Raw genomic sequence first — 23,999 nt, forward strand, 5'->3', positions numbered from 1 at the left:
TGGAAGAAAGTGTCCATCGACCCTGTTACACAAATCGGCTTATGGTCGGAGTCCCTTTTCCCGGACGGACTTATCCTACGGCCTCGGTTATGGGTATGCCGAGCGCAGCGTCGCCGTTTATAACGGCGGTGCGGACCTGGACTTCTGAGGTGCCCCCTGAAAGCTGGGCACTGACGTAAGCTCTGTTTTTGCTGTCTGCAGATCTTCATCACGAAGGAGATCGACGATGTCGAGACGAAAGCGGCACGCCCCTGAGTTCGAGGCGAAGGTGGCACTTGAGGCGCTGAAAGGCGAGGGGACCGTGTCGGAGCTGGCGAGCCGGTTGGGCGTGCAGACGCCATGCGCGAGGCGCGCAAGTTCATGAACGCAGATCAAAAAGGTGTCCGTGACGAAATTGGCTTCTTGATCATCCATCAACGCTATGCCGACCGCTTTTTTCCTGGCACCTCGGTCCTGCACACCCGGCTGCGCTACGTCCTGTTCGTGCCTTGGCTCTACAAAGATGAACAAGGGAAGCCGTCAAAGGGACAGCAGACCCAAGACAGTGTGAAGCACCGCGAATATCTGCTTACTGGGCGGCTGAAGAATGAGCCGTTCGGCGTCATCGGCATCCGAAACTACCCCTCACCTGTCGAGCAGCGTCCCAGCCAGGTATATTGGGGGGCGCTGCAACGCTGGGGCATCGTGCGTGAGCAGGACGGATCAGGGCCGCTCAGCCGCTATCAGGTCGAACGCATCATCTCTGGTAAAGCCAGCGGCCCGCTGAAGGACGACGAGGGTACGTTGCTGAACGGTATGTCTTGGCCTTTTGCGTGCCCCGAACCCCCCGGAGAATGGTATCAGGAGGGGGAAGGCACGCTCAGCTTCGATCTCACCCCAAAAGAGAAGAAGTTCCTGGCGAAGCGGCTGCGGAGCCTCACTTCGCCAAAGAACCCGGGGGCACCGTCGATCTTCTCGCTCTTGGTCGGGCAAGACGTGTCATCGAGCCGGACCGCATGGAGCCCCCAGATCCGCGACCTCGTCAAAAGCGAGCGGCCAGCGCTCGAACGCGCGGGGCGAGCTGCCGCGCTGGCTGCAATTGGCCGTGCTGTCTATGCTGCGCAGGGCCAGACGCTATGCGACACGCTAGACGGTAGCAAGCGCTCCTCGACCCAACGCGACGCGCTGCCGAAGGTTCTGAAGCAATGGGGGGCGCAGGCAGAGCGGCTCGACTGGACGGCTTTTCTTGATGACATGCAGGACAAGAGTGAATTCTCGCCTGTCGTCTCAGTAGCGCTGGGAAATACATTGTCGTGGATCCGAGCCGGGCATAGCGATCCAATGCGGCTCGAGGCAGTGTACCGTGATGCAGAAATTCATCGGAAGGGCCGCCGTGCGCGGCTGTCGCGCAATCAGTTCGGCCTCGACCTGCGGGCCGACTGGGACAATGATCATCACCCGCGCGGCGAGCCGCTCCACTATCGATGGGACCGGGTGCAGATGTTACTCAGCGATCTCGTGGGCGAATGAAGAAGACACCAGAAGATTTCCCAGGGCAGGCGTTTCTCGAACTGCTGCGACCGCCAAAGCTCACGCGTACGCGATTCGCACTGTTTGCCGCCTATTCAGCCGATCCAATCGTACTGGGTGGCGCGCTCCTCAACCTGCATGCGCGCGGCCGCGACAATGCCGGTGGGAACAAAGCAGACTTTGCCGGCGCAATTGAGACGCTGCGCCACCGAGTTCGGTTCATCGTCCAGCGCGGACGCATTCATCGCGGTTCCAAGCTTCCCCGGATCGCGGCGGTACTCGACCAATTTGTGGTAGAAATACCCTATCGCGAGCGCTCAAACAGCTGGCACCCGAAGGCCGCGCTGATTTGCTACGAGGACGAGAAGTCATACCGTTTCTGGCGCCTATGGATAGGCAGCCGCAACCTCACGACCAGCCGGGACCTCGATCTCGGCCTAATGCTCGACGGCGAAAGCCGCCGGCGCAGGGGAAGCCAGGCGATCAGCGGCATCGACGCGCTTGGTACAGCCTTGGCGCGGGAGGCCGGCCTCGCCGATCTTAATCCTGACGACCTAGCGGCTGAGCTAGAGACGGTTCGGTGGATGGCGCCGGAGGGCATCCATGTGGACAGCATAGATCTCTGGACGCGCGACGGAGAGCCGGTACCGCCGCTCGACAGGCCGAAGTGTCGCAAGATCGTGGTCCTGAACTAAACCACAAGGTGCCCTGTGGCCTTGGCAACCTTCTCAAGAACCACGCCTTCGATCTCGGCTCGGACGATCCGCCGGTGATCGTGGAGTGCAAATGCCAGACTTGGACCGTCAGCGGCGGCATCCCCAGTGCTAAGATGAAGAACTGGGCCGAAGCAATGTTCTATTTCCACATGGCACCGCCTCAATACCGCAAGATCTTTTTCGTCGAACGCAGCCTGCGCCTTGGACGCGATGAATCCTTGCTGGCCTATTTCCGTCGCACACAGGCGCACATGATCCCGGCTGATGTCGAGCTATGGGAACTGGACCGCGACAGCGACACCCTACTCATTTACGAGGATTAATATGAGCACCGCCTCCATCGTCTCCAAAGTCTGGAGCTTCTGCACGACGCTGCGCGACGATGGGGTCGGCTACGGCGACTATCTGGAGCAGCTAACCTATCTGATCTTCCTGAAAATGGCGGATACGGCAAGCCGCCATATCACCGCGATGTCGGCATCCCCGCTGGCTATGACTGGACCAGCCTGACCTTTCGCAAGGGGGCCGAGCAGGAGGCCCATTACATCGCCCTGCTACGAAAGTTGGGCGAGCAAAAGGGTATGCTGGGCCAGATCTTCACCAAGGCGCAGAACAAGATCACCGACCCGGCCAAGCTGTTCCGCCTGATCGACATGGTGGATGGTGAGAAGTGGGTGATGCTGGACGCCGACGTCAAAGGCGACATCTATGAGGGGCTGCTAGAGCGCAACGCCGAGGACACAAAATCCGGCGCCGGCCAGTATTTCACCCCGCGCGCGTTGATGTTGATTGTCTCAGCTCTCTGTATTGCAGCCCTCGTTCCCCTGCTCATCGTGATCCCGCTTGACGTGTATTGGGACAAGAGGATGCGGCGGGCATTTCATCGCTGGCGCCTTGCTGCGAAAACGATCGGTCAGCAGCCTAAGAGCTAATCCGCTTTGGACGAGCCCACCGCTACAAGGCGATCCAAACTCTTTACAGAACATACATTTCGTAAAGAGTTGGCGCTGACAGAATGAACCAGACCGCATGTTCTCTTGACCTGAGCGGATCAGTCAAACCTTATGTCCACACGGCGAAATGTCAAAAGTGATGCAAATGCGGCCGCCGATGCCCATGAGCGCGGTCGGGACTATCTAGGCCTTGCTCAGATCGATAAGCTTCTCGCATGCGCCAAGGCTGGCCGGCACGGCGCTCGGGATCATCTGCTTGTCCTGATGATGTTCCGGCACGGGCTGCGGGTTTCCGAAGCAATTGCCCTACACCGGGATCATATCGATTTGGCGCAGTCCCGCCTATGGGTGCCGCGGCTAAAACGCGGGCTGAGCGTCGAGCACCCCGTCGAGGGAGACGAACTACGGGCGATCCGACGCTGGCTCGGCCAACGTGACGACTTTCTGCCTTGGCTGTTCGTTTCGGAACGGCGGCAGCCGCTTACCCGGCAGGCCGTAAACTATATCCTCGCGGCGGCTGGAGAACGGGCCGGTCTCGGTCATATCCATCCCCACATGCTGCGCCATTCCTGCGGTTTCGCGCTCGCCAATCGCGGATACGACCTACGACTCATTCAGGACTATCTTGGCCACCGTGATCCAAGGCACACAGCGCGGTATACGCGAACAGCCGTTAGCCGGTTCAATGGGCTATGGTGAGGGCCAAGCAACAGGGACAAAGCGAGAATGGGCGGATAGCGGCCTGTTGGTCGTGCAGCGCACAGCCTCCCGTATGACTTGGAAGCAGCCGCTTGTCAGTGCCGCAGCTTTAGTCGCAGCGCGATCAACCTGAGGCGGAGAGCCGACTGACAATTGTGAAGCATTGCTGCTAAGAGGCGCCTAAAGAGACGTCAAGACAGACGCGTCCTGTTTGAGGCCTGCCGGTTCACACTTGTCGCAGGACAAAGTATCCGACCATGGCTTCGTCGTACTCCTGAACTGCAGTCGTTCCAGCGCGGCGTTATTGCCGCGCTCAGGGGCATGGACCAACTTCACTAGATCGACGAAGCCCAGGCCAAGCGGGGTCAGTCGATATCCACCGCCGGCGAAATCTCCCAGCCGGCGATCAGACGTCGAGTATCATCGCAGGATCCGCTTCATCCAAAACGTCGGCGGAGCAGCCGAAGCTCTCGACCGCTCCGCCCCGATCTCACCAAGCGTTGTAGCCGAGATACTTGCCCGACATCTCCAGCTTCACGCGGTCGCCCTTGGGGTTGGGCTCACGGGTCAGGTGCATCTCGAAATCGATCGCGGACATGATGCCGGTGCCGAACTTCTCCTCGATCAGCGCCTTGATGGTCGGGCCGTAGACCCCGACGATCTCATAGAGGCGATAGAGGCAGGGGTCGGTCGGGACCGCCTGGCTCCAGATCTTGGTGGGCGGCTCGGACAGCAGCTCGGCCGCGCCGGGGTCTAGATCCAGCACCTTCGCCAGCGCCTGGGCCTTTTCCGCCGGAAAGGCGTTCATGCCCATGGCGGCGGAATGGGTGAAGACGGGGGACATGCCGATGGCCTCGGCCAGGGCCTCCCAGGTCATGCCGGCGGCCTTGCGGGCGGCCAGGATCTGGGCGGTCACGTCCTCGCGGGTCAGGGCGGTCGGCAGGTGGGTTTGGTCTTTCATGATGGTCTCCTTCTTGAAAATGGGGTCAGGGATGGACGGCGCGGAGGCGCGCCGGCTCGGGGGCGCCGGGTCCGGTCAGGTCGATGCGGACGGTTTCGGGGGATTGCGGCCGCCCCTTGGAGGGGGCGCCCGACAGCTCTTTCGAGCGCTTGCCGAGGAACTGCACCAAATGGTTGCGGATCGGGTAGTAGTTCGGGTGCTCGATGATGCCCGTCCGCTCGCGCGGGCGCGGGATGGTGATCTCGACCGATTCCGCGACGCGGGCGTAGGGGCCGTTCGACATCAGAAGGATGCGGTCGGCCAGAAGGATCGCCTCGTCGATGTCATGGGTGATCATGAAGACGGTCTGCCCCGTGCCAGACCAGATCTTCAGCAGCTCGTCCTGGATCGTGCCGCGGGTGAGCGCGTCCAGCGCGCCGAAGGGCTCGTCCAGCAATAGCAGCTTCGGATGATTGGCGAAGGCCCGCGCGATGGAGACGCGCTGGCGCATCCCGCCCGAAAGCTGCTTTGGCTTGCGGTCGATGGCCTCGCCCTTGAGGCCTACCATCGCCAAGTATTCCCGCGCCCGCTCGTCGATGCGCGCGCGGCTCCAGTCCGGGTGCCGGGCCCGCACGCCGAAGCGGACATTGCCGAGCGCGGAAAGCCAAGGCAGCAGCGAGTAGTTCTGGAACACCACGCCCCGGTCGAGGCTGGGGCCGCTGACCTCGCTGCCGTCCATGGCAACGACGCCCGAGGTCGGCTCGGCCAGCCCCGCCAGGATGTTCATGATCGTAGACTTGCCGCAGCCAGAATGGCCGAGGATGCAGACGAACTCGCCGCGTTCGATGCCGAAGCTGGCATCCTCGAAGACGGTCACCTGACCCCCCTTGCCGTCCGGAAAGCGTTGGGTCAGGCGCTCGATGCTGAGAAAGGGTTTGGTCATGATGTGCTCCTGTCACTCGGCATAGGCCAGACGCCGGCTCAAGAGCCCGAAGGCGCTGTCCAGGATCATGCCGACGATGCCGATCATGAGGATCGAGAAGATGACCGAGGCCAAGTCCAGGTTGTTCCACTCGTTCCAGACGTAATATCCGATGCCGGTTCCGCCCACGAGCATCTCGGCCGCGACGATGACCAGCCAGGCGATGCCGATGGAAATGCGCATGCCCGTGATGATGGTCGGCGCGGCAGCGGGCAGGATCACCGTCATCGCGGTGCGCAGCGCGCCCAGCTCATGCGTGCGGGCGACGTTCACCCAGTCCTGCCGGACGCCTGCGACCCCGAAGGCGGTGTTCAGCAGCATCGGCCAGATCGAGCAGATGAAGATCACGAAGATCGCGCTCGCCTCGCTGTCCTGGATCACGAACAGCGCCAGGGGCATCCAGGCGAGGGGCGAGATCGGCCGCAGCACCTGGATGAAGGGGTTCAGAGCCTTGTAGGCGACAGGCGACATGCCGATCAGGAAGCCGAGCGGGATCGCCAAGGCCGCCGCGAGGCCGTATCCGGTCAGCACGCGGCCGAGCGAATGGGCCAGCTGGATGCCAATGCCCTTGTCGTTCGGCCCCGCATCGTAGAACGGGTTGCTCAGCTGCTCCCACGCCTTGGCAGCGACCTGCGAAGGGGCCGGGATGCCTGCGCGCGCACTGCCGCCGCCCATCAGGCGCTCGTATTCGGTCAATTCGCCCGCGGCTTGCTGGGCGGGGATCGAGACCTCCCACGCGATGAGTCCGACCGCCAGGATCAGCAGCGACAGGAGGGCCGCCTTGCCGTTCTGCGACAGGGTCCCGCTCATGCGCCACGTCCGATCTGGAAACTGGACAGGTAGCCCTCGGGATCGGCGGGGTCGAAGACCTTGCCCATGATCTCATGCGTCCGGTAGCCCTCGGCCGGGGCGTCATAGCCCAGCTCGCGCATCACCGCCCGCGCATCCGAGGCGAGATAGACTTGCTCGGCGATGCTGCGATAGTCGATGTCGCCATCGACATAGCCCCACCGCTTCATCTGGGTCAGGATCCAGACGCCCATCGACTGCCAGGGGAACGGATCGAAGTCGATCCGGTTCGGCTCTTGCCGGACATTGCCGAGGCCGTCAGCGAAGGTGCCGGTCAGCACCTGCTCGATCACCGGCACCGGCTGGTTGAGGTAGTTCGTCGGCGCGATGGCCTCGGCGATCTCGGTCCGATGCGCGGGGTCCGAGGCATATTGCGTCGCGTCGATGATCGCCCGCAGCAGCGCGCCGTAGGTGTTCGGCATCTCGGTGGCGAAACGCGCCGAGGCGGCGAAGGCGCAGCAGGGATGGCCCTCCCAGATATCCTTGGTCAGCAGGTGGATGAAGCCCAGCCCCTCCCAGACCGCGCGCTGGTTGAAGGGATCGGGCGAGAGGAACCCGTCGAGGTTCCCCGCCCGCAGGTTTGCCACCATGTCCGGCGGCGGGACCACACGAATCTGGATGTCTTGATCCGGATCCAGCCCATGCTCGGCGACGTAGTAGCGCAGAAGGAAGTTGTGCATAGAGTATTCGAAGGGCACGCCGAAGGTCATGCCCTTCCATTGCTGCGGATCGCGCTTGTCCAGGTGCTGGTTCGCCAGCACGATCGCTTGGCCGTTGATGTTCTCGACCGCCGGCATGATGAAGGGCTGCGCGGTCGAGCCCGCGCCCATCGTCATCGCCAGCGGCATGGGCGTCAGCATGTGGCTGGCGTCGTATTCCCCCGACAGCGATTTGTCGCGGGCAACGGCCCAACCGGCGGTCTTGATCACCTCGACATTGAGGCCATAGCGCGAATAGAAGCCCATCGGCTCGGCCATGATGATCGGGGTTGCGCAGGTTATGGCGACGAAGCCGATGTTCAGGTCTGTCTTCTCCGGCGTGCCCAGTGTTTCCAGCACGGCCGCTTTGGCCTTGTCCAGCGGCAGGACCGACGCGAGAGCCGCCGCCACCGCCCCGCCGCCGACCATCCCCATGAAGGACCGCCGCGACACGTCGCTATGGCCGAAGACCGAGCGGACGAGCGCGCTTTCGACCGCGCGCTCGACCATCGCCTCGGTGGTGGCGGGCACGGCCGCGGCCGCTTCGGCCGTGCAGCCCTTGCATCCGCATCCCGCGCCATGCCGGAGGTCGGTCTTGGCGGAAAATGGATCTCCCAGTGCCTTGATCGTCATCCTGAGCCTCTCCTGTTGTTCTTTGGCCAAAGGATGCGACAGTCGGCAGGCGTATGTGAACAATGGGTATAAGCCGAGAGCAAAAAGATAAACCTATGATCCAAAGCGTCTTTTTCTTAATGCGTTCTCTCAGACATCTACGAAATATCGTTACCTACGATATTTCGTTTGACGCGAAGGTGGTGGTTCCGAAAGTTATGGCATGTGCCAGCGCCCTGATTCTCCACTGTCGGTCGCCGCTCCGGTGGCCATCCTCGACCTCGCCAGCGACCGGCTGACGTCGGCGAACGAGGCGGCGCGACGGCTCCTTTGCCTCCAGAGCCTGCCCCACCCTTTCGCGCCGCATCTGGGTGACGCGCTTCCCCGCTTCCTGGTCTTCCTCGACGAGATATCCCACCGCGGCAGCGCCTGGACGCGGGAGATTGCGGTAGCCGACTCGAACGGCCGGCCTCTGCGGCTCGAAATTCGCGCCAGCCTCGACAAAGGCACGCCGGGCCTTTTAACCATGATACTCCTCGATCTGGACGAGCTGGATCAGCGGGCCGAGGCGACCGAGGCGCAGCGCAACTTTCGCAACGGCCTTGGCGAATGGAAGCGCGCGCAGACCTTTTTTTCCGATCTGGAGCGGCAGAACCAACTGATCCTCAACGCCGCCGGCGAGGGAATCTACGGCGTCAACGCCGAGGGCAAGACGACCTTCCTGAACCGCGCCGCGCAGGAGATGCTGGGATGGACCGCCGCCGACCTTCTTGGCCGCGACATCCATTCCATGATCCACCACCACCACCTCGACGGGCGCAGCTATCCCGAACACGACTGCCCGATCTATCGCAGCTTCCGCTTCGAGCAGGTCCACCGGATCGAGGACGAGGTCTTCTGGCGCCGCGACGGCAAGCCGATCCGCGTCGAATACGTCTCGACCCCGATCTACGACCAGAAGGTCCTGGCCGGAGCCGTGGTGATCTTCCGCGACATCACCGAGCGCTACGAGAACGAGCGGCGGCTGCGCGAGGCCCTCGCAGAGGTCGCCGCCCTCCGCGACCGGCTCGAGCAGGAGAACGCCTATTTGCAGGAGACCATCACCTCCGAGCGCGCGCATCACGAGATCATCGGTGCCTCGGGCGCGGTGCAGCAGATCCTGACCCGCATCGCCCTGGTCGCCCCAACCGAGGCGCCGGTGACGATCACCGGCGAGCCCGGCACCGGCAAGTCGCTGGTTGCGACCGCGATCCACACGGCCAGCCGTCGCAGCCGCCGTGCGCTGATCCACCTGAAATGCAGCGCCCACGCCCCTGAGGCGCTGGAGATTGAGCTTTTCGGCCATATCCGATCCCATGCGTTTGGCACGCAGCGGGACCGGCCGGGCAAGCTGGAACTGGCACATGGCGGCACGCTGTTTCTCGAGGATCTGGCCGAGCTGCCGCTGGACCTTCAGGGCCGCCTTCTCGCTGCGCTTCAGGCGGGCGAGGTCACCCGGCTTGGTGATGCCCGCGCCCGGCCGCTGGACGCCCGAGTCGTCGTCGCGCTGTCCCGCCCGGTCGAGGCCGAGGTCGCCGCCGGGCGCCTGCGCGCCGATCTGGCGCTCTTCCTCAACGTCTTCCCGCTGCCCTGCCCGCCGTTGCGGGACCGGCGCGACGATATCCCCTTGCTGGTCGATCACATTCTGGCGGTGACCTGCCGCCGCATGAACCGGCAACGTCCCGTTGTGACCACGCGGGTGATGCAGCGCCTCATGGCCTATGACTGGCCCGGCAATGTCCGCGAGCTGCGCAACGTGATCGAGCGGGCAGTAATCCTGACCGCCGGCGGCAAGCTGGTTCTCGACCTCGGAGCGCCCGTGCCGGTGAGCGGCCCCAAAAATCTCGTGCGGACCGAGGCCGAGATGCAGCAGGCGATCCGGCAAAACCTGATCGCGGCGCTGCGAGAGGCGCAGGGGCGCGTCTCGGGACCGCTCGGAGCGGCAGCCCTGCTCGGGCTCCCCCCCACCACGCTTGCCTCCCGCGTGCAAAAGCTGGACATCAAGGATCACGACTGGGCGTAAGATCCAAAACTGAACCTTCACGTCAGGGTGTAGCAGCGCCTGGAAGCACTTGGACTGTGCTGGCGAGCAGTAGTTAAATGGAAGAGCAGCGCACGATGGCGCCGTCTTACTCTGGTGGCACAGCGAGCCTGTTGCCATGATCGAACGGGAAATCTTCAGCATCCGGCGGTCCAAAAATCGGGGAGTAGCTCAGATACGGAAGCCGCAGACACGGCCATTAGGTGCGCCAGATTCAGGAACGACGGCGACCGTGCCGAACCGCCTGCCAATGTTGTAGCATCGCAACCGCGCTATCGCTGAGAGCGGACGCTCGCTAGGACGAAAGGCAATGAACCCTACGGTCAACAGGATTGGCGGAGAGCGGCCTTTCGGCGGTGCGGCAAAACAAGACCTTTACGGTGCAGGAGCGGTCATTCGGCCTAAACGCAGCATCGACCCGCGCCCGATCCGCCGCGGAGGGGCGGTAAGCGGTCTATCGGCAGCGCCACATGCCTGCCGCAGATACTCTCGAAACCAGGCATTCATGCAGTGCGCAGTGAACAGTTGGGGCGTTTGCGAGTTCCTTGCGAAGCGATACCTGCATAGACCGCGATGCATGAGTTGCGGTATCGTCGAAATGAATCTCACCTACAAATTTCCAACACCATTCCGCGACAGGTGCTCGCGTAGAGCGCGGAGGGAAAGTGCTCACACATATCAAGAAGATCAAAAGCCTCGGCGTATTTGATAACTACGCCGCACCGCCGGAGCTTAAGGCATTCGACCGATTCAACATCGTTTACGGCGAGAATGGCTCAGGTAAGACAACCTTTTCACGGTTTCTCGCTTGCCTCCAGGCTGGGGAACATAGTGATTACCCGCACCTCGAATTTTATGTCGATACGCAATCCGGGCCGTTGAGCCATGGCCAGAGATACGCGAGGAATGTCCGCGTCTTCAACAGCGACTTTGTAGAGGCCAACATCGGTCGGTTTGAGGGTCCCCTTCGCCATATCCTGATCTTGGGCGAGGAGAACAAGTCCGTCGCAGAAGAGATCAAGGCAGAAATTGCATTGAGGGACGATCGCACCAAGCGGCTCCAAGATATCACTACTGCCGTCGCCAAGCTGGAAACCGAGCGGGGGAAAATTTTCTCATCCATAGCTAAGACCATCGGGGAGGCGACGAGCGGCTCAACCCTTCGCACCTATCGCAGGCCCGACGCCGAGAGAGCCTTCGCGAAGCTTACAAGTCCGAAATTACTCAGTAACGTCGAACTGGAGGTCCATCGCGCGACCGTCCGTCAAGTGCAATTGCCTGAGGTAGGCAAGCTCAATGTGCCCGGCATCGTCGAGCCCGGCACCGATAAGACTATCGGTCCGGTGGGTGCTGCTCAAGTGTTGGCGCAGCGTTGTAAAGCCCTCACGATACGCTCCGCTTCGTCTGCCGTAATCTCGCGCTTGGCCACTCATCCGATGATCGCCACCTGGGTGGAAGAAGGTATCGGCCTACACAAAACTCATGCTAGCGAGAATTGCGAGTTTTGTTCGCAACCATTACCGGCTGCCCGGCTTCAGGCGATTGCGGAGCACTTCAGCGTGGAGGATCAACAACTCAAGGCCGAGATCGACCAAGAGCGCGCATGGCTTTCCAGCGTGTTGGAAGCCCTCAAAGGGTTCACGTTACCGGATCGCCTCGCGCTATATTCCGAGCTTCGCGCTGATTACGACGCCGCCGCCAGGGTCTTCGCGACCGAGCTAGAATCTGTCAGGCAGCGAGTGCGCGTTGTCGATGCTGTATTGGTAGACAAGCTGACGCGACGAACCGAGGCCTATGACGCTAAGGTAGAGTCAGATGCGGAAGCCCTGAAAGCGGCCCTCATATCGATTGCCGATGTGATGCAAAGACACGACGCCAAAACCAAGGGCTTTGAACTTGAGAAACATGCGGCGAGAGATGAGATCGAGGCCCATTACCTCCTGACAATCCAAGAGCAGGTCGGTGAGACTGCCTCTAAGATCACCGCCAAAAAGGCCGAGGAAGAGCTTCTTGTGAATGGCGGCGATGGCTTGCCGGACAAGCGGAGCCTCGCTGATATCACGCTATCGATCACCAGTAAGCAGGCCCAGATCTCGAACGAGCACAAAGGTGGCGAAGAGCTGACCGCGCATCTGAAGCAGTTCCTCGGCCGCACCGATTTGGTCTTTGAGAACAGTAAGGACGGCTACGTCGTCCTGCGTCGAGGTAAACCCGCGAGGCGACTGAGCGAGGGAGAAAAGACAGCCATCGCATTCCTATACTTTCTCGTCCAACTGAAGGATCAGGATTTCGACCTAGCCGAAGGAGTTGTTGTCATCGACGACCCGATCTCCAACCTTGATTCAGGCGCGATCTATCAGGCTTTTTCGTTTTTGAAAGTCACGGCACAGGGCGCCAAACAACTGTTCATCCTGACTCACAATTACGAGTTCTTACGGCTCGTGATCAACTGGTTCCAAAACCTCCCGGGCGCCCTCAAGAAGCAATGCTCTTACTCGATGGTGCTATGCTCCGAGACTGATGTGGGCCGCTCCGCGCGTCTTGTCCCCCTCGATCAGCTTCTGATCGACCATGCAACCGAATACCATTACTTGTTCAAGGTGCTCTACTCATTCCAAAGCGACGGCTTAATTTTGAGCTGCTACCACATTCCGAACGTCGCTCGGAAAGTCCTAGAAACCTTCCTAGATTTTCACATTCCGTCTAAGGACAAACTCTATCGAAAGCTCGAGAAGACCGACTTCGATCCCCACAAGAAAACCGCGATCCTCAAGTTCACCAATGACCTGTCGCACTTCACGGGTAAGGGCTTTGATCCAGCCTTGGTTGCCGAGACACAGAAGAATACGACCTACCTTCTAGAGATGATTAAGCACACCGCCCCCTTGCACTTCGCTGGGCTGGAGGCATTGACCAAGAGCTGACGGAAAGCCTGCGCGGCAGCTTCCGGGCTTGCGGCTACGCAGCATTGAATGAGCCTAAGCGGCGGCTATGGCCCGAGTGCGCGGATTGCAGTGGATGCCGGGCACCCCTTCAGTCTCAATAGGCGGCAGATCGACGTGAAGAGCCCCAAGTAGACAGCTGGGGAAAGCGATATTTGCAGCATTCTGCGTCAATCGGACATCGTAGTTTCATGATCACCTTCTGCGCATGACTTATCGGACGTGCCTTCGGCTTGTCGTATTCAGAAAGAATTCCACTCCCGGCGGAGTAATGCGTATTGCATTGTGTTTTCGTAGATCGGCTGGTAATCCTCCCCATCGTTAAGGGGGTTTATTCGTAGAATTTTCTCGTAGCGTGAGCTGAGGAGATTCGAATGAGAAAGACCCGATTTACCGAGCCGCAGATCATGGCTGTGCTGCGCCAGGCCGAAGGCGGTGTTGCGGTGCCGGAGCTGTGCCGAGAGCATGGGATCAGCAGCGCGAGCTTTTACAAATGGCGGGCGAAGTATGGCGGTATGGATGCGTCCATGATGAGCCAGATGAAGGCGCTGGAGGATGAAAACCGGCGGCTGAAGCGCATGTTCGCGGACCTGAGCATGCAGGCCGACCTGCTCAAGGAAGCTTTGGGAAAAAAGTGACGCGGCCAGCTCAACGCCGCGAGTTGGCCGCGAGGGCGGTGGCAACGAAGGGGGTCAGCATTGCGCTGGCCTGCCGCACATTTGGGGTCAGCGAGACGTGCTTTCGTTACAGCCCGAAGCGCTGTGCCGAGAACGAGACCATCGCGGATCTTCTTGAGGGCCTGACCAAGGCGCACAGAACCTGGGGCTTCGGCCTATGCTTCCTGTATCTGCGCAATGTCCGTGGCCATGCCTGGAACCACAAGCGCGTTCGCCGGATCTACTGCGAACTGGAACTGAACCTGCGGATCAAGCCAAGGCGGCGCATCAAGCGGCACAAGCCGGACGTGCTCTCGGTTCCAGACGCGCCGAACCTCGTGTGGTCCATGGACTTCATGGCCGACCGTCTGGCCGATGGTCGCCAATTCCGGCTGCTGAACGTGCTCGACGACTTCAACCGCGAGGGTCTGGGCATTGAGGTCGACTTTTCGCTTCCGGCCGAGCGCGTGGTTCGGGCGCTGAACCAGATCATCGAGTGGCGCGGCAAGCCCATGGCCATCAGGGTCGACAACGGCCCGGAATACATCAGCGCAACCTTGGCAATCTGGGCCGCAAAGCAGGGCATTGTCCTGACCCACATCCAGCCCGGCAAACCGCAGCAGAACGCTTACGTCGAGCGCTACAACCGCACCGTCCGCCATGAATGGCTCGACCTCTACATTTTTGAAACCATCGCGGAGGCACAGAGTATCGCAACCGACTGGCTCTGGACTTACAACAACGAGCGACCCAACATGGGCATCGGCGGCATAACACCCGCACAGAAACTGAAAATGGCTGCGTGAGTTCTACGACCAAACCCCGTTAAAACGGGGAGGATTACCGGCCGACCGGCATTATCATTCCGGAAGCTGATGTAGTCGAGAAACAGGCCCTCCCGTCGCATGCCCAAGCGCTCGCACAGCTTTTGTGAGGGCAGGTTGTGGTCCTCGACATAGGCATAGAGGCGACGGATGCCTTTAACCTCGGACAGATCCGCGAAGATGGCATGCGCGGCCTCGAATGCATAACCGCGACTAGCATACGCTGGATTGAAGTTCCATCCGACCGAGACGGTGTCATCCTCGGGGTGTGCGAACAGATCCCCGATCAATTCATCGCCTTCCTTACGACAAACTGCGATCTCAGCGTCATCCGAAGCGCGTCGATCAGCCTCGGCCGTCGCGGCATCGATATCCTGAAGGGTCAGCGAGAGAAAGCAGCTCGCGACCGGGGATTTCAGATAAGCCAGCAGCCCGTCCGCATCCCGACGGCGGAAGTTTCGAAGAACGAGGCGGTCCGTTTCAATCAGTTTCATGAAGTCTGCTTCTTGTCTGGAGATCAATGGTTCGAGGCGGCGCGGGGCTGGCGGTAAGCGGCAAGAGCGATCCAGACGGTCACCGCCAGTGTGATAAGCGCGGCCGCCGCGCTGGACAGCGGGACGGCATGGACTTCGCTGAAGGCCCCCCTCTTGGCCGCGATTAGCGCCGCGCGCTGGCCATGCGAAAGCCCTGCGGCAACGACGTGTTGTTCTCCGACGCCAAGGTGGCCGCTTCCGGGGACAGCTCTGCCGGTATCGCTATGCCGTATTGGCTCACGTTGAAATTCTGGCTTCGGTCTGACTACTTTCTGCGTCAACGTCCAGGATGTCCCGCACAGCAGACCGTGCTATCTTGGTTTCGCTGCGCCAAGACATGAACGTCCGGTTTAGAAAGCCGCAAGGCAGCATCAATCTTGCTTCGAGCGGCTGGTAAGGGCGGAGGACGCGGGTCGGAGCCTGCCGCGCCTCCGTGCCGTCGCCGTGAGCGGTTGATCGACTTAGGGAGCCAAAGCTGACGTTTATCAATCAATCGTATTAGCGCATAGCTCGACCGTTCGAGACATGCGCTCCATTGGCAAGGCGCCGCCCTGAAAGCCGGCGCCTCAATCCGTTCGCACCTATGAACCCACGGCATCCTCTTCCACGGGAATGTAAAGATCGCCTCCGTCGCGATACCGTTTCGCCATCTCGACCATCCCTGCCTGCGCCCGCGCCTCCTCTCGGATGTCGTGGCTGATCTTCATGGAGCAGAACTTCGGCCCACACATCGAACAGAAATGCGCGACTTTGTGCGCCTCCTTCGGCAGGGTCTGGTCATGGAAAGACCGTGCGGTATCCGGGTCCAAGGAAAGGTTGAACTGGTCCTCCCACCGGAACTCAAAGCGGGCCCGTGACAACGCGTCGTCGCGGATCTTCGCCGCGGGATGCCCTTTGGCAAGGTCGGCGGCGTGGGCCGCGATTTTGTAGGTGATGACCCCGGTTTTCACGTCGTCACGGTCCGGCAGACCCAGATGTTCCTTTGGGGTCACGTAGCAAAGCATCGCGGTGCCGAACCAGCCGATCATAGCGGCCCCAATGCCGGAGGTGATGTGATCGTAACCCGGCGCGATGTCGGTTGTCAGCGGCCCAAGCGTATAGAAAGGCGCTTCGCCGCACACCTCCAGTTGCTTGTCCATGTTCTCCTTGATCTTATGCATGGGCACGTGGCCCGGGCCTTCGATCATGACTTGGCAATCGTGCTTCCAGGCGATCTGGGTCAACTCGCCCAGCGTCTCCAGCTCCGCGAATTGCGCCGCATCGTTGGCATCGGCGATGCAGCCTGGCCGCAGCCCGTCCCCGAGGCTAAACGTTACGTCATACGCCCGCGCAATCTCGCAGATTTCCTCGAAGTGCTCGTAAAGAAAGCTCTCGCGGTGATGGTGTAGGCACCATTTGGCCATGATTGAGCCGCCACGACTGACGATCCCCGTCACGCGGTTCACCGTCAGCGGAATGTGCCGAAGCAGCACCCCCGCATGGATGGTGAAGTAGTCCACTCCTTGCTCGGACTGCTCGATCAGAGTGTCGCGAAAGATTTCCCATGTCAGGTCCTCAACCACGCCGCTGACCTTTTCAAGAGCCTGATAGATCGGCACGGTTCCGATCGGAACTGGCGCGTTGCGGACGATCCATTCGCGAATATTGTGGATGTTACGGCCCGTCGAGAGGTCCATCACGGTGTCGGCCCCCCAGCGGATGGCCCAGACCATCTTCTCCACCTCTTCCGCCATCGAGGAGGTGACGGCCGAGTTGCCGATGTTGGCATTGATCTTTACGAGAAAGTTCCGGCCGATGATCATCGGCTCCAGTTCCGAGTGATTAATGTTGGCAGGAATGACCGCACGGCCGCGGGCCACTTCGTCACGGACGAACTCCGGGGTCACGTAATCGCGCACCGAGGCACCATACATCTCGCCGTCACGGGCCATCTTCTCTCGGATAGCCTCGCGGCCGAGGTTCTCGCGGATCGCGACAAACTCCATCTCCGGCGTCACGATACCCGCCCGGGCGTAGGCGATCTGTGTGACGGCCTTACCCTCCTTCGCACGCATCGGTCGATGCGGCGCCGGGAACACCGGAGTCAGCCGATCTGGTGAAACGAACCCGTTATCCGCAGGCTGAACCGAGCGGCCTTCATAGGCCTCGGTATCCCCGCGCGACGCAACCCAGCCTTCCCGAAGACGTGACAAGCCACGGTCGATGGCAATCTCCGCCCCCGGATCAGTGTAAGGGCCGGAGCAGTCGTAGACGGTCACCGGCGGCTCGGCTGCACTCGGATGCAATGCGATCGTGCGCATTGGCACCCGCATGTCGGGATAAAGAACACCCGGCCTGAACGCCTTGATCGAAGCGGGCAGCGGTCCAGTGGTAACGGTGAGGGTGGGGTGGGATGTCATGTCAGGCTCCTGGCTTTGTAAAGCATCGGAGACCCAGCACGAACTGGAAGGGGGAATGAGTGCTGCCAACGCGTGACCGAAGCCGGCCACCAGAGCACCCGCACCGTCCCTACGCCAGTGTGAACTGGATCAGGTTCATAGGGTCCCTGCGCTGCCTCGCGGCCTAGCAGTATCTCAGCTCCTTGTCGGAACACCCCTGGTGGAGACGCGAAATTGCCGGCTGCGCGGATTAATGTCAACGGCCGACCAAAAGGTTGCGGCGCTTGCAGACGCAGCCTCAGCCTGCCAATGGCTAACCTTGTGTGCGCCACATCGCGACTGCAAGCCTTCACGACCGAATTGATCAGGGCAGTGTAACGCAATGCTGAATGTCCGGATTGTCCCGTAATAGCAGCCTGTAATTCGTCAACCTCGCTGCACCGAGCGCGAATGTCCGGTCTGGAGATGCCGCAAGGCAGCGCCCGACAGGGGCCGTCTGGCAGCTAAGGGCCGACCGACACGAATAGTGCCGATCGGCAGAATGGCTACAGGTCTATCGCCTCTGACAGCGACAGCGCATCCTCGATATCGACCCCGAGATAGCGCACCGTGCTGTCCATCTTCGTGTGGCCGAGCAGCAGTTGAACAGCGCGCAGGTTACCCGTTTTCTTGTAGATCTGGGCGACTTTGGTGCGCCTCATCGAATGAGTGCCGTAAGCGCTCGGCTCCAGACCAAGCGACATGACCCAGCCCCGGACCATCCTGGCATACTGCCGTGTCGACAAGTGCGCACTTCCGTGGATCCGGCTTGGCCACAAGAATTCGAGGCCAATCATCTCGGGGTTTCGGATCCAGTGGTCCAGGGATTGGCGGGTCGTATCGGTAATCTCGAACCGGACAGGTTTTCCCGTCTTGCTCTGGATCATCGAGGCGCGCTCCTTAACGTGCCCTGCCGCGAAAACGTCTCGGACCCTCAGAGCCACGAGGTCGCACCCGCGGAGCTTGCTGTCGATCGCCATGTTGAACAGCGCGAGGTCGCGGGCATTACCTAACATTTCAAGCCGGACCCGTATCGACCATACGTGCCGCGGAAGAAGCGGCCGCTTCTGACCGACGATGCGGCCCTTGTTCCAACTGACGCGTGCGGGCCTGACGGCGGGAAGAAGATCGATGGACATGGTGACACCTCCTGTCCGCCATGCCCGCCCTTCTTCGATAGTGTCGACAAAGCAAGCATATCATCCCGCAGGCTCGGCGTCTGCGCCCAAGCCGGCACCAGTAGAGGCCATATATCGACCGAAGGGGGCTCAGTGCCCCCCGTCGGCAAAGGCGGCAGCATCTACGCTAGGAGCCTGTAGCGGACGATCAGGTCAGCCGCGGTGAATTGCAAAGGGTGCCAGTTCCACTGCGTGCCATACCGTCGTAAAATGGCCGGAAAAACATCGGGGACAATCATGGTTCTGGAAGCTAACCTACCTTTGATCATGCTAGCTGCGTTTAGTGCCAGCGCCAGCCCAGGTCCCGCGACGCTGGCGATTGCAGGAACGTCCATGACATCCGGTCGCTCCTCCGGCTTGCCTATCGCATCCGGCATCACAGCCGGGTCAGTGATCTGGTCGGTTGCCGCCGCGCTTGGATTGGGCACCATTATGCTCGCGAATGTCTGGCTGTTCGAGATGATCCGCTATGGGGGAGCGGCCTATCTCATGTATCTAGCTTATAAATCTGCGAGATCCGCCCTGTCTCGAAAAATGGTCCAGATGAAATCGATGACCGGAAGCCCGCCCACGCTATTCGCGAAGGGGCTTATGCTGCATATCACCAACCCCAAGGCTGTGCTGTTCTTCGGTTCGCTTTACTCAATGGGGATCCCGGCGGGCACCGCGCCCTCAGAACTTTTGATTATCATCGCCGCCGTTAGCACTCAGAGCTTCGTGATCTTTCACGGCTACGCACTGCTTTTTTCATCGAAAGCGATGACCCGCCTTTATCTGCGCTTGAGGCGAATTTTTGAGGGCGCATTTGCACTCGGCTTTGGAGTGGCCGGTATGAAGATTCTTACCACGCGCGTTCAGCCTTAGAGCGACGGTTTTGCCCCGCAGAGCCGCTGCCAGCGTAGAGCTAAGGCATCGGCGTAAGGAGCCCTCTGTGGTCCTTTGGATAGCAAGCGATCTTGCGTTCACTCTAAGCCGAGATAACTGCAGTTGAGCAGGCTGGACCTGCGCGCGACTCCGGAAACGAACGAAAGCGGTCCAGGGCTGCCGTCATTCGTCGATCAGCAGCAGCTCGGCGGTGATGCAGGTTCTGTTCGTGCCGGACAGCCAACCCTGATGCGCCGTGCCGTCCTCGCCCACGGACGCGACCCAAAGCCGACTGCGGTCCTGGCCAAGGATCAGGATCTCGGTCGCCGGGCCGGGCAGGGGCGCGCCGGTCGCGAAGCGCGTGCCGACGAGGCTGCCGAGGCCGAGGAAGCGCGTTCCGGCGCAGCTCAGCGCGGCGAGGGTCGGCGCGAGGTCGAGATGGGGGCGTAGCCGGATCAGGCGGGCGGGCCGTCCCGAGGAAAGGCGGCGGGCCTTGCGGTGGGTGGTGAAGAGGGGAAAGCCCGTCTCGGGGTCGAAGCGGCGGCGGAAGAAGGCGCCGTCGAGGCGCCAGCCGGTGATCCAGGCGGGGCGGGAGAGGTGCGTTCCTTCGGGGCGGAGGTGGCCCATATGGGCGGCGCCGGCTGCGTCGGTCCAGATGCCGTGGGCGTGGATCGCGCCGGCCTCGCCCAGATGGAGGCCCGCGGTCACGATCCGGGCGCCGCGCAGAACACGCGTGGCGCTGTAGAAGGCAACGCGGCCGTCGCCGGGGGGCGGGGCGGGGATCACGAAGGACAGCGCCGTGCAGAGCAGATCGTCCAGCTGCAGCCAGGCGCCGGTCACGCCCGCCTCGCGCGCCGCGGCGGCGATGGCGCGGTCGAGCGGCAGCCCGGCCTTCAGCCGCAGGCGCAACGGGTGAGCGCGGCAGGGGGCGATCTGCACCCGCTGGCGGTCGGCAGGGCCGGGATGGCTCACCACGTCGCCTGCGGCCACTGGTTGCGGGCGATCAACTCGTCGCGGACCATCTTGCGGGTGATCTTGCCATAGGCGGACTTGGGCAGCGCGTCCCAGATCAGCAGGCGCTTGGGCCGCTTGTAGCTGGCGAGGCGCGGGGCCAGCCAGTCCAGCACCGCCTGCGGGTCGGGGTCCGCTCCCGCGCGGGGCACGCAGACGGCCAGTCCCGCCTCGCCCCAGACCGGGTCGGGGGCGCCCAGGACGATTGCCTCGGAGAGGTCGGGATGGGTCAGCAGCTTCTCCTCGATCTCGCGCGGGTGGATGTTCGATCCGCCCGAGATGAACATGTCCGAGGACCGGCCGGTCAGATAGAGGAACCCCTTGGCGTCCATATGGCCCAGATCGCCGGTCAGGAACCAGCCGTCCCGGAAGGACTTGGCGTTGGCCACCTGGTTGTCGTGATAGCCGGCGAAGACGGCGGGGCCGATCACGGCGATCTCGCCCGTCTCGCCGAAGGGCAGCTCGCGGCCCTCGGCGTCCTGGACCTGGACCTGCATGCCGGTGCGCGCAAGGCCGCAGGTCCCGATGCGCATGGCCGCGTCGTCGGCCGAATGGTGGGCGGGGGGCAGCACCGTGATGTTGCCGGTCACCTCGCCGAGGCCGAAATACTGGACCAGCACCGGGCCGAGCACCTCCAGCGCCCGGATCTGGTCGGCGCGATACATCGGCGCGCCGGCATAGATGACGTAGCGCAGGCTGGAATGGTCGTGGCGGGCGGCGGCCGCATCCTCGACAAGCAGCTTGAGGATCGTGGGGACGGTGAACATGTTCGTCACGCGATGCCGCTCGATCAGGGCCCACATCTCCGCGGCATCGAAGCGCTCGCTTGTGGGCAGGATCGTCGGCACGCCGCGCGCGATCTGGGTCAGCGCATGGATGCCCGCGCCGTGGGACAGCGGCGCGAGGGCGAGCGAGGCATCCGCCTCGGTCGTTCCGGGCATCAGATCGCACAGGTGGTTGGTGACGACGAAGGCCATCTGGCCATGGGTCAGGACGGCGGCCTTGGGATGGCCCGTCGTCCCCGAGGTGTAGAAGAACCAGGCCGGATCGTCGCGCGCGACCGGCGCCTCGGGCGGCATCCGTCCCAGATTGCGGGCGATCAACGCGTCGTGATCGGGACCTAGGGGCGAGGCGCCGATGGGGATGATCGCGGGGACATGGGCGGCGCAAGCGGCGGCGTGATCGGGAAACTGCGCGCCGCAGAACATGGCCCGCGCGCCCGAGGATTGCGCCAGCCAGGCCAGATCGCCGGGCGAGAGGCGGAAGTTGGCGGGCACCCAGACCGCGCCGATGCGCCAGCAGGCCAGCATCGTCTCGAGCATCTGCAGGCAGTTGACGGATTGCACCAGAACGCGGTCGCCGTTTGCGACGCCGTAATCCTTCGCCAGCGCATGGGCCAAGGCGCCCACGCGGGCGTGCATGTCGGCCCAACTGGTGACATCCTCGCCATGGATCAGGGCCGGGGCATCCGGCAGGCGGCGGGCGTTCTGGGTCAGGAAATGGCCAAGGTTCATCACCCGGTCCGAGACGGGGATCATCGCGCGCGCTCCAGGATCGAGACATAGTTCGTCACCGCCGCGCCCCCCATGTTGAAAACGCCGGCCATGGTTGCGCCGGGCAGCTGCATCTCGCCGGCCTCGCCGGTCAGTTGCATCGCCGCCATGACATGCTGCGAGACGCCGGTCGCGCCAATGGGGTGGCCCTTGGACTTCAGCCCGCCCGACAGGTTCACCGGCAGCCGCCCATCGCGATGGGTCACGCCCTCGCGGATCGCGCGGTGGCCCTGGCCGGGTTCGGTCAGGCCCATCGCCTCGTATTCCAGCATCTCGGCGATGGTGAAGCAGTCATGCGTTTCGACCAGCGACAGATCGTCCAGCGTCACGCCCGCGCGGTCCAGCGCCTGCCGCCACGCGCTGCGGGCGGCGCGCATCTCCAGCACGTCGCGGCGCGACAAGGCCAGCGGGTCGTTGGCCTGCACGCGGGCGCGAAACGCGATGGCGCGGGGCATCGTCATCGCGGTCTCGGCATCCGCCAGCACCAGCACCGCCGCCCCGTCCGAGATCAGCGAGCAGTCGCTGCGCCTCAGTGGACCCGCGACGCGCGGATTGCGGTCCGAGACGGTGTTGCAGAAGGCGACGTCCAGGTCCTTGCGCATATGCGCATAGGGGTTGCGCAGCCCGTTCTGATGGTTCTTGGACGCGATCATCGCCAGCTCTTCCGAGCGGTCGCCGTGGCGCTGGAAATAGCTGGCCGCGATCTGGCCGAAAAGGCCCGCGAAGCCGGCGTCGATCTGCGCCTCCTCGGCGTGGAAGCTGGCGCCTAGCAGGATCTCGCCCACCTCGGCGGTTGGGGTCGCGGTCATCTTCTCGGCGCCGACGACCAGCGCGATGCGGCCCCGGCCTGCGGCGATGAAATCCATGGCCCCGTGAAGGGCGGCCGAGCCGGTGGCGCAGGCGTTCTCGTAGCGCGTGGCGGGCACATGGGCGAGGTCCGGCACCGCCATCCCGACCAGCGCGGCCTGAAAGTCCTGACGCGAGAAGCCGTTGTTAAAGACGCCGGTGAAGATGCCGTCGACATCGGTCGCTGCGATGCCGGCATGATCCAGCGCCTCGGGGATCGCCTCGGCCATCAGGGCGCGGGTGTCGGGGGCGTCGGATTTGCCGAAGCGCGTATGGCTCCAGCCGACAATCATGGGATCGGGCATCGGGTCGGTCATGCGAGTCTGTCCTTTGTTGGCTGGGCGAGGCGCGCCTCGATGCGTGCGGCCTCGGCGCGCAGAAGGCGGGTCAGGTCGGGCAGGCGGTCCGGGCGCATCCGAGCCTCGATCGTGGCGATCGAGAGGGCGCCGACGAGCCGCCCGTCCGGGTGATGCAGCGCGATGCCGAGGCCCCACGAGCCCTCGATCACCAGACCGGGGTTGAGGGCGACGCCCTCCGCGCGCGTCCGCGCCAGCAGATCGCGCATCCGCTCGGGGGTCAGGGCGGGATAGCGCGCGGCGACGACGGGGCCGGTGGCGCGCAGGATCGTCTCGGCCTCGTCCCGTGGCAGCGCGGCCAGCATCGCCAGTGAGCCCGCGCCGACGCCGAGCGGATGGGACTGGCCCGCGACCAACGCGTGGCTGCGGAGGGGATGATTGCCCTCCTCGCGCATCAGGCAGAGGGCGCTGGCCCCGCGCCGCACCGACAGAAGCGCCGCGTCGCAGGTGGTCTGCGCCAGCCGCATCACGCTTTCCCCAGCCGCCGCCATCAGGCCCGAGCGCCGCGCCGCCTGCGCGCCGAGAACCTGCAGCTGCTCACCTGGATGATAGCGGCTGGCGGCGTCCTGCTCGACCAGGCCCGCCCGGATCAGCGCCAGCGCGAGACGGCGGACCGTGGCCTTGTTCAGCCCCGTCTCGGCGACCAGCGCCGCCAGGCTGGCGCCATCAGTGGCCCCGATGCGGTTCAGCAGCAGCAGCGCCCGGTCCACGCTTTGCGTGCCGGTGTCGCCCTGATCCACAATATGAACCGAAGTTCTTGGCTGATTCATCAAGATTCCCG

21 protein-coding genes and 1 riboswitch are annotated in these 23,999 nt (G+C 62.7%); of the genes, 10 read left to right on the plus strand and 11 right to left on the minus strand.

What is annotated here, in order from left to right; all coding sequences use genetic code 11:
- Positions 1-339 precede the first annotated feature (339 nt).
- The 6 genes from SY26_RS10325 to SY26_RS22180 all read left to right on the plus strand — a co-directional run bounded on the left by SY26_RS10325 (position 340) and on the right by SY26_RS22180 (position 3,877).
- The gene (locus SY26_RS10325; RefSeq protein ID WP_052715225.1) at positions 340-1,509 is read left to right on the plus strand and encodes a DUF6361 family protein; all 1,170 of its coding nucleotides are present in this window, start codon (positions 340-342) and stop codon (positions 1,507-1,509) included.
- A complete protein-coding gene (locus tag SY26_RS20485) occupies positions 1,506-2,204 on the plus strand; it encodes a hypothetical protein (protein ID WP_046000827.1) in 699 nt (232 codons plus the stop codon). The genes SY26_RS10325 and SY26_RS20485 overlap by 4 nt, the downstream gene beginning before the upstream one ends.
- Positions 2,177-2,548 (plus strand): hypothetical protein, encoded by a 372-nt coding sequence (locus SY26_RS10335; RefSeq protein WP_176695102.1) that lies wholly within the window; start codon positions 2,177-2,179, stop codon positions 2,546-2,548. The genes SY26_RS20485 and SY26_RS10335 overlap by 28 nt, the downstream gene beginning before the upstream one ends.
- 1 nt (position 2,549) lies before the next feature.
- Entirely contained in the window at positions 2,550-2,735 is a 186-nt protein-coding gene (locus SY26_RS21605; RefSeq protein WP_064503555.1) for a type I restriction-modification system subunit M N-terminal domain-containing protein, read from the plus strand.
- Positions 2,736-2,806: 71 nt separating this feature from the next.
- On the plus strand, positions 2,807-3,157 hold the full coding sequence (locus tag SY26_RS21610; RefSeq protein ID WP_064503556.1) for an N-6 DNA methylase: 351 nt from the start codon (positions 2,807-2,809) through the stop codon (positions 3,155-3,157).
- Positions 3,158-3,289: 132 nt separating this feature from the next.
- Entirely contained in the window at positions 3,290-3,877 is a 588-nt protein-coding gene (locus SY26_RS22180) for a tyrosine-type recombinase/integrase (RefSeq protein WP_084693800.1), read from the plus strand.
- Between the two features lie 490 nt (positions 3,878-4,367).
- Here the strand turns inward: SY26_RS22180 and cynS are convergent, their stop codons facing one another.
- From cynS to SY26_RS10360, 4 genes are read right to left on the minus strand one after another with little or no spacing between them, the layout of a single operon-like run.
- The gene (gene cynS, locus SY26_RS10345; RefSeq protein WP_046000456.1) at positions 4,368-4,838 is read right to left on the minus strand and encodes a cyanase; all 471 of its coding nucleotides are present in this window, start codon (positions 4,836-4,838) and stop codon (positions 4,368-4,370) included.
- Positions 4,839-4,863: 25 nt separating this feature from the next.
- Positions 4,864-5,760, minus strand: coding sequence for an ABC transporter ATP-binding protein (locus SY26_RS10350; protein WP_046000457.1), 897 nt, complete (start codon positions 5,758-5,760; stop codon positions 4,864-4,866).
- A gap of 12 nt (positions 5,761-5,772) precedes the next feature.
- The gene (gene ntrB / locus SY26_RS10355) at positions 5,773-6,609 is read right to left on the minus strand and encodes a nitrate ABC transporter permease (protein ID WP_046000458.1); all 837 of its coding nucleotides are present in this window, start codon (positions 6,607-6,609) and stop codon (positions 5,773-5,775) included.
- Positions 6,606-7,979: a CmpA/NrtA family ABC transporter substrate-binding protein gene (locus SY26_RS10360; protein ID WP_046000459.1), complete on the minus strand. Its 1,374-nt coding sequence runs from the start codon at positions 7,977-7,979 to the stop codon at positions 6,606-6,608. The genes ntrB and SY26_RS10360 overlap by 4 nt, the downstream gene beginning before the upstream one ends.
- 202 nt (positions 7,980-8,181) lie before the next feature.
- On the opposite strand from SY26_RS10360, the gene SY26_RS10365 reads away from it, so the two are divergent.
- The 3 genes from SY26_RS10365 to SY26_RS10380 all read left to right on the plus strand — a co-directional run bounded on the left by SY26_RS10365 (position 8,182) and on the right by SY26_RS10380 (position 14,442).
- Entirely contained in the window at positions 8,182-10,020 is a 1,839-nt protein-coding gene (locus tag SY26_RS10365) for a sigma 54-interacting transcriptional regulator (protein WP_046000460.1), read from the plus strand.
- Positions 10,021-10,703: 683 nt separating this feature from the next.
- Complete coding sequence (locus tag SY26_RS10370; protein ID WP_046000461.1) at positions 10,704-12,962, plus strand: AAA family ATPase; 2,259 nt, start codon at positions 10,704-10,706, stop codon at positions 12,960-12,962.
- Between the two features lie 392 nt (positions 12,963-13,354).
- Positions 13,355-14,442 (plus strand): IS3 family transposase gene (locus SY26_RS10380; RefSeq protein ID WP_139599857.1). Its coding sequence is split into 2 segments (ribosomal slippage): positions 13,355-13,604 and positions 13,604-14,442, totalling 1,089 coding nucleotides; the frame shifts between segments, so codons are not numbered across the junction.
- On the opposite strand, the gene SY26_RS20500 is transcribed toward SY26_RS10380, so the two are convergent.
- The 3 genes from SY26_RS20500 to SY26_RS10395 all read right to left on the minus strand — a co-directional run bounded on the left by SY26_RS20500 (position 14,370) and on the right by SY26_RS10395 (position 18,549).
- A complete protein-coding gene (locus tag SY26_RS20500) occupies positions 14,370-14,954 on the minus strand; it encodes a GNAT family N-acetyltransferase (RefSeq protein WP_084693801.1) in 585 nt (194 codons plus the stop codon). The two genes, SY26_RS10380 and SY26_RS20500, sit on opposite strands and share 73 nt — an antisense overlap.
- A gap of 620 nt (positions 14,955-15,574) precedes the next feature.
- Positions 15,575-17,392 (minus strand): phosphomethylpyrimidine synthase ThiC, encoded by a 1,818-nt coding sequence (gene thiC / locus SY26_RS10390; protein ID WP_046000463.1) that lies wholly within the window; start codon positions 17,390-17,392, stop codon positions 15,575-15,577.
- 88 nt (positions 17,393-17,480) lie between these two features.
- Positions 17,481-17,600, minus strand: a riboswitch (TPP riboswitch).
- A gap of 316 nt (positions 17,601-17,916) precedes the next feature.
- The gene (locus tag SY26_RS10395) at positions 17,917-18,549 is read right to left on the minus strand and encodes a tyrosine-type recombinase/integrase (protein ID WP_046000464.1); all 633 of its coding nucleotides are present in this window, start codon (positions 18,547-18,549) and stop codon (positions 17,917-17,919) included.
- 276 nt (positions 18,550-18,825) lie between these two features.
- Between SY26_RS10395 and SY26_RS10400 the strand changes: the two genes are divergently transcribed.
- Positions 18,826-19,452, plus strand: a complete 627-nt coding sequence (locus SY26_RS10400) for a LysE family translocator (RefSeq protein ID WP_046000465.1) — start codon at positions 18,826-18,828, stop codon at positions 19,450-19,452.
- 183 nt (positions 19,453-19,635) lie between these two features.
- On the opposite strand, the gene SY26_RS10405 is transcribed toward SY26_RS10400, so the two are convergent.
- From SY26_RS10405 to SY26_RS10420, 4 genes are read right to left on the minus strand one after another with little or no spacing between them, the layout of a single operon-like run.
- The gene (locus SY26_RS10405; protein WP_157020469.1) at positions 19,636-20,424 is read right to left on the minus strand and encodes a hypothetical protein; all 789 of its coding nucleotides are present in this window, start codon (positions 20,422-20,424) and stop codon (positions 19,636-19,638) included.
- Complete coding sequence (locus SY26_RS10410; protein WP_046000467.1) at positions 20,421-22,001, minus strand: acyl-CoA synthetase; 1,581 nt, start codon at positions 21,999-22,001, stop codon at positions 20,421-20,423. Before SY26_RS10410 ends, SY26_RS10405 begins: the two co-directional genes overlap by 4 nt.
- Positions 21,998-23,167 (minus strand): acetyl-CoA acetyltransferase, encoded by a 1,170-nt coding sequence (locus SY26_RS10415; RefSeq protein WP_046000829.1) that lies wholly within the window; start codon positions 23,165-23,167, stop codon positions 21,998-22,000. Before SY26_RS10415 ends, SY26_RS10410 begins: the two co-directional genes overlap by 4 nt.
- Before the next feature lie 8 nt (positions 23,168-23,175).
- Entirely contained in the window at positions 23,176-23,988 is an 813-nt protein-coding gene (locus tag SY26_RS10420) for an IclR family transcriptional regulator (RefSeq protein WP_046000468.1), read from the minus strand.
- Positions 23,989-23,999 lie beyond the last annotated feature (11 nt).

It is taken from the genome of Paracoccus sp. 228 (genome assembly GCF_000967825.1).
Lineage (GTDB): Bacteria > Pseudomonadota > Alphaproteobacteria > Rhodobacterales > Rhodobacteraceae > Paracoccus > Paracoccus marcusii.

What these genes read in the sequence shown, in the direction of transcription:
- SY26_RS10325 (WP_052715225.1), top strand. Translation starts at nt 340, where the DNA reads ATGCGCGAGGCGCGCAAGTTCATGAACGCAGATCAAAAAGGTGTCCGT.
- SY26_RS20485 (WP_046000827.1), top strand. Translation starts at nt 1,506, where the DNA reads ATGAAGAAGACACCAGAAGATTTCCCAGGGCAGGCGTTTCTCGAACTG.
- SY26_RS21605 (WP_064503555.1), top strand. Translation starts at nt 2,550, where the DNA reads ATGAGCACCGCCTCCATCGTCTCCAAAGTCTGGAGCTTCTGCACGACG.
- SY26_RS21610 (WP_064503556.1), top strand. Translation starts at nt 2,807, where the DNA reads ATGCTGGGCCAGATCTTCACCAAGGCGCAGAACAAGATCACCGACCCG.
- SY26_RS22180 (WP_084693800.1), top strand. Translation starts at nt 3,290, where the DNA reads ATGTCCACACGGCGAAATGTCAAAAGTGATGCAAATGCGGCCGCCGAT.
- cynS (WP_046000456.1), bottom strand. Translation starts at nt 4,838, where the DNA reads ATGAAAGACCAAACCCACCTGCCGACCGCCCTGACCCGCGAGGACGTG.
- SY26_RS10350 (WP_046000457.1), bottom strand. Translation starts at nt 5,760, where the DNA reads ATGACCAAACCCTTTCTCAGCATCGAGCGCCTGACCCAACGCTTTCCG.
- ntrB (WP_046000458.1), bottom strand. Translation starts at nt 6,609, where the DNA reads ATGAGCGGGACCCTGTCGCAGAACGGCAAGGCGGCCCTCCTGTCGCTG.
- SY26_RS10360 (WP_046000459.1), bottom strand. Translation starts at nt 7,979, where the DNA reads ATGACGATCAAGGCACTGGGAGATCCATTTTCCGCCAAGACCGACCTC.
- SY26_RS10365 (WP_046000460.1), top strand. Translation starts at nt 8,182, where the DNA reads ATGTGCCAGCGCCCTGATTCTCCACTGTCGGTCGCCGCTCCGGTGGCC.
- SY26_RS20500 (WP_084693801.1), bottom strand. Translation starts at nt 14,954, where the DNA reads ATGAAACTGATTGAAACGGACCGCCTCGTTCTTCGAAACTTCCGCCGT.
- thiC (WP_046000463.1), bottom strand. Translation starts at nt 17,392, where the DNA reads ATGACATCCCACCCCACCCTCACCGTTACCACTGGACCGCTGCCCGCT.
- SY26_RS10395 (WP_046000464.1), bottom strand. Translation starts at nt 18,549, where the DNA reads ATGTCCATCGATCTTCTTCCCGCCGTCAGGCCCGCACGCGTCAGTTGG.
- SY26_RS10400 (WP_046000465.1), top strand. Translation starts at nt 18,826, where the DNA reads ATGGTTCTGGAAGCTAACCTACCTTTGATCATGCTAGCTGCGTTTAGT.
- SY26_RS10410 (WP_046000467.1), bottom strand. Translation starts at nt 22,001, where the DNA reads ATGATCCCCGTCTCGGACCGGGTGATGAACCTTGGCCATTTCCTGACC.
- SY26_RS10415 (WP_046000829.1), bottom strand. Translation starts at nt 23,167, where the DNA reads ATGCCCGATCCCATGATTGTCGGCTGGAGCCATACGCGCTTCGGCAAA.
- SY26_RS10420 (WP_046000468.1), bottom strand. Translation starts at nt 23,988, where the DNA reads ATGAATCAGCCAAGAACTTCGGTTCATATTGTGGATCAGGGCGACACC.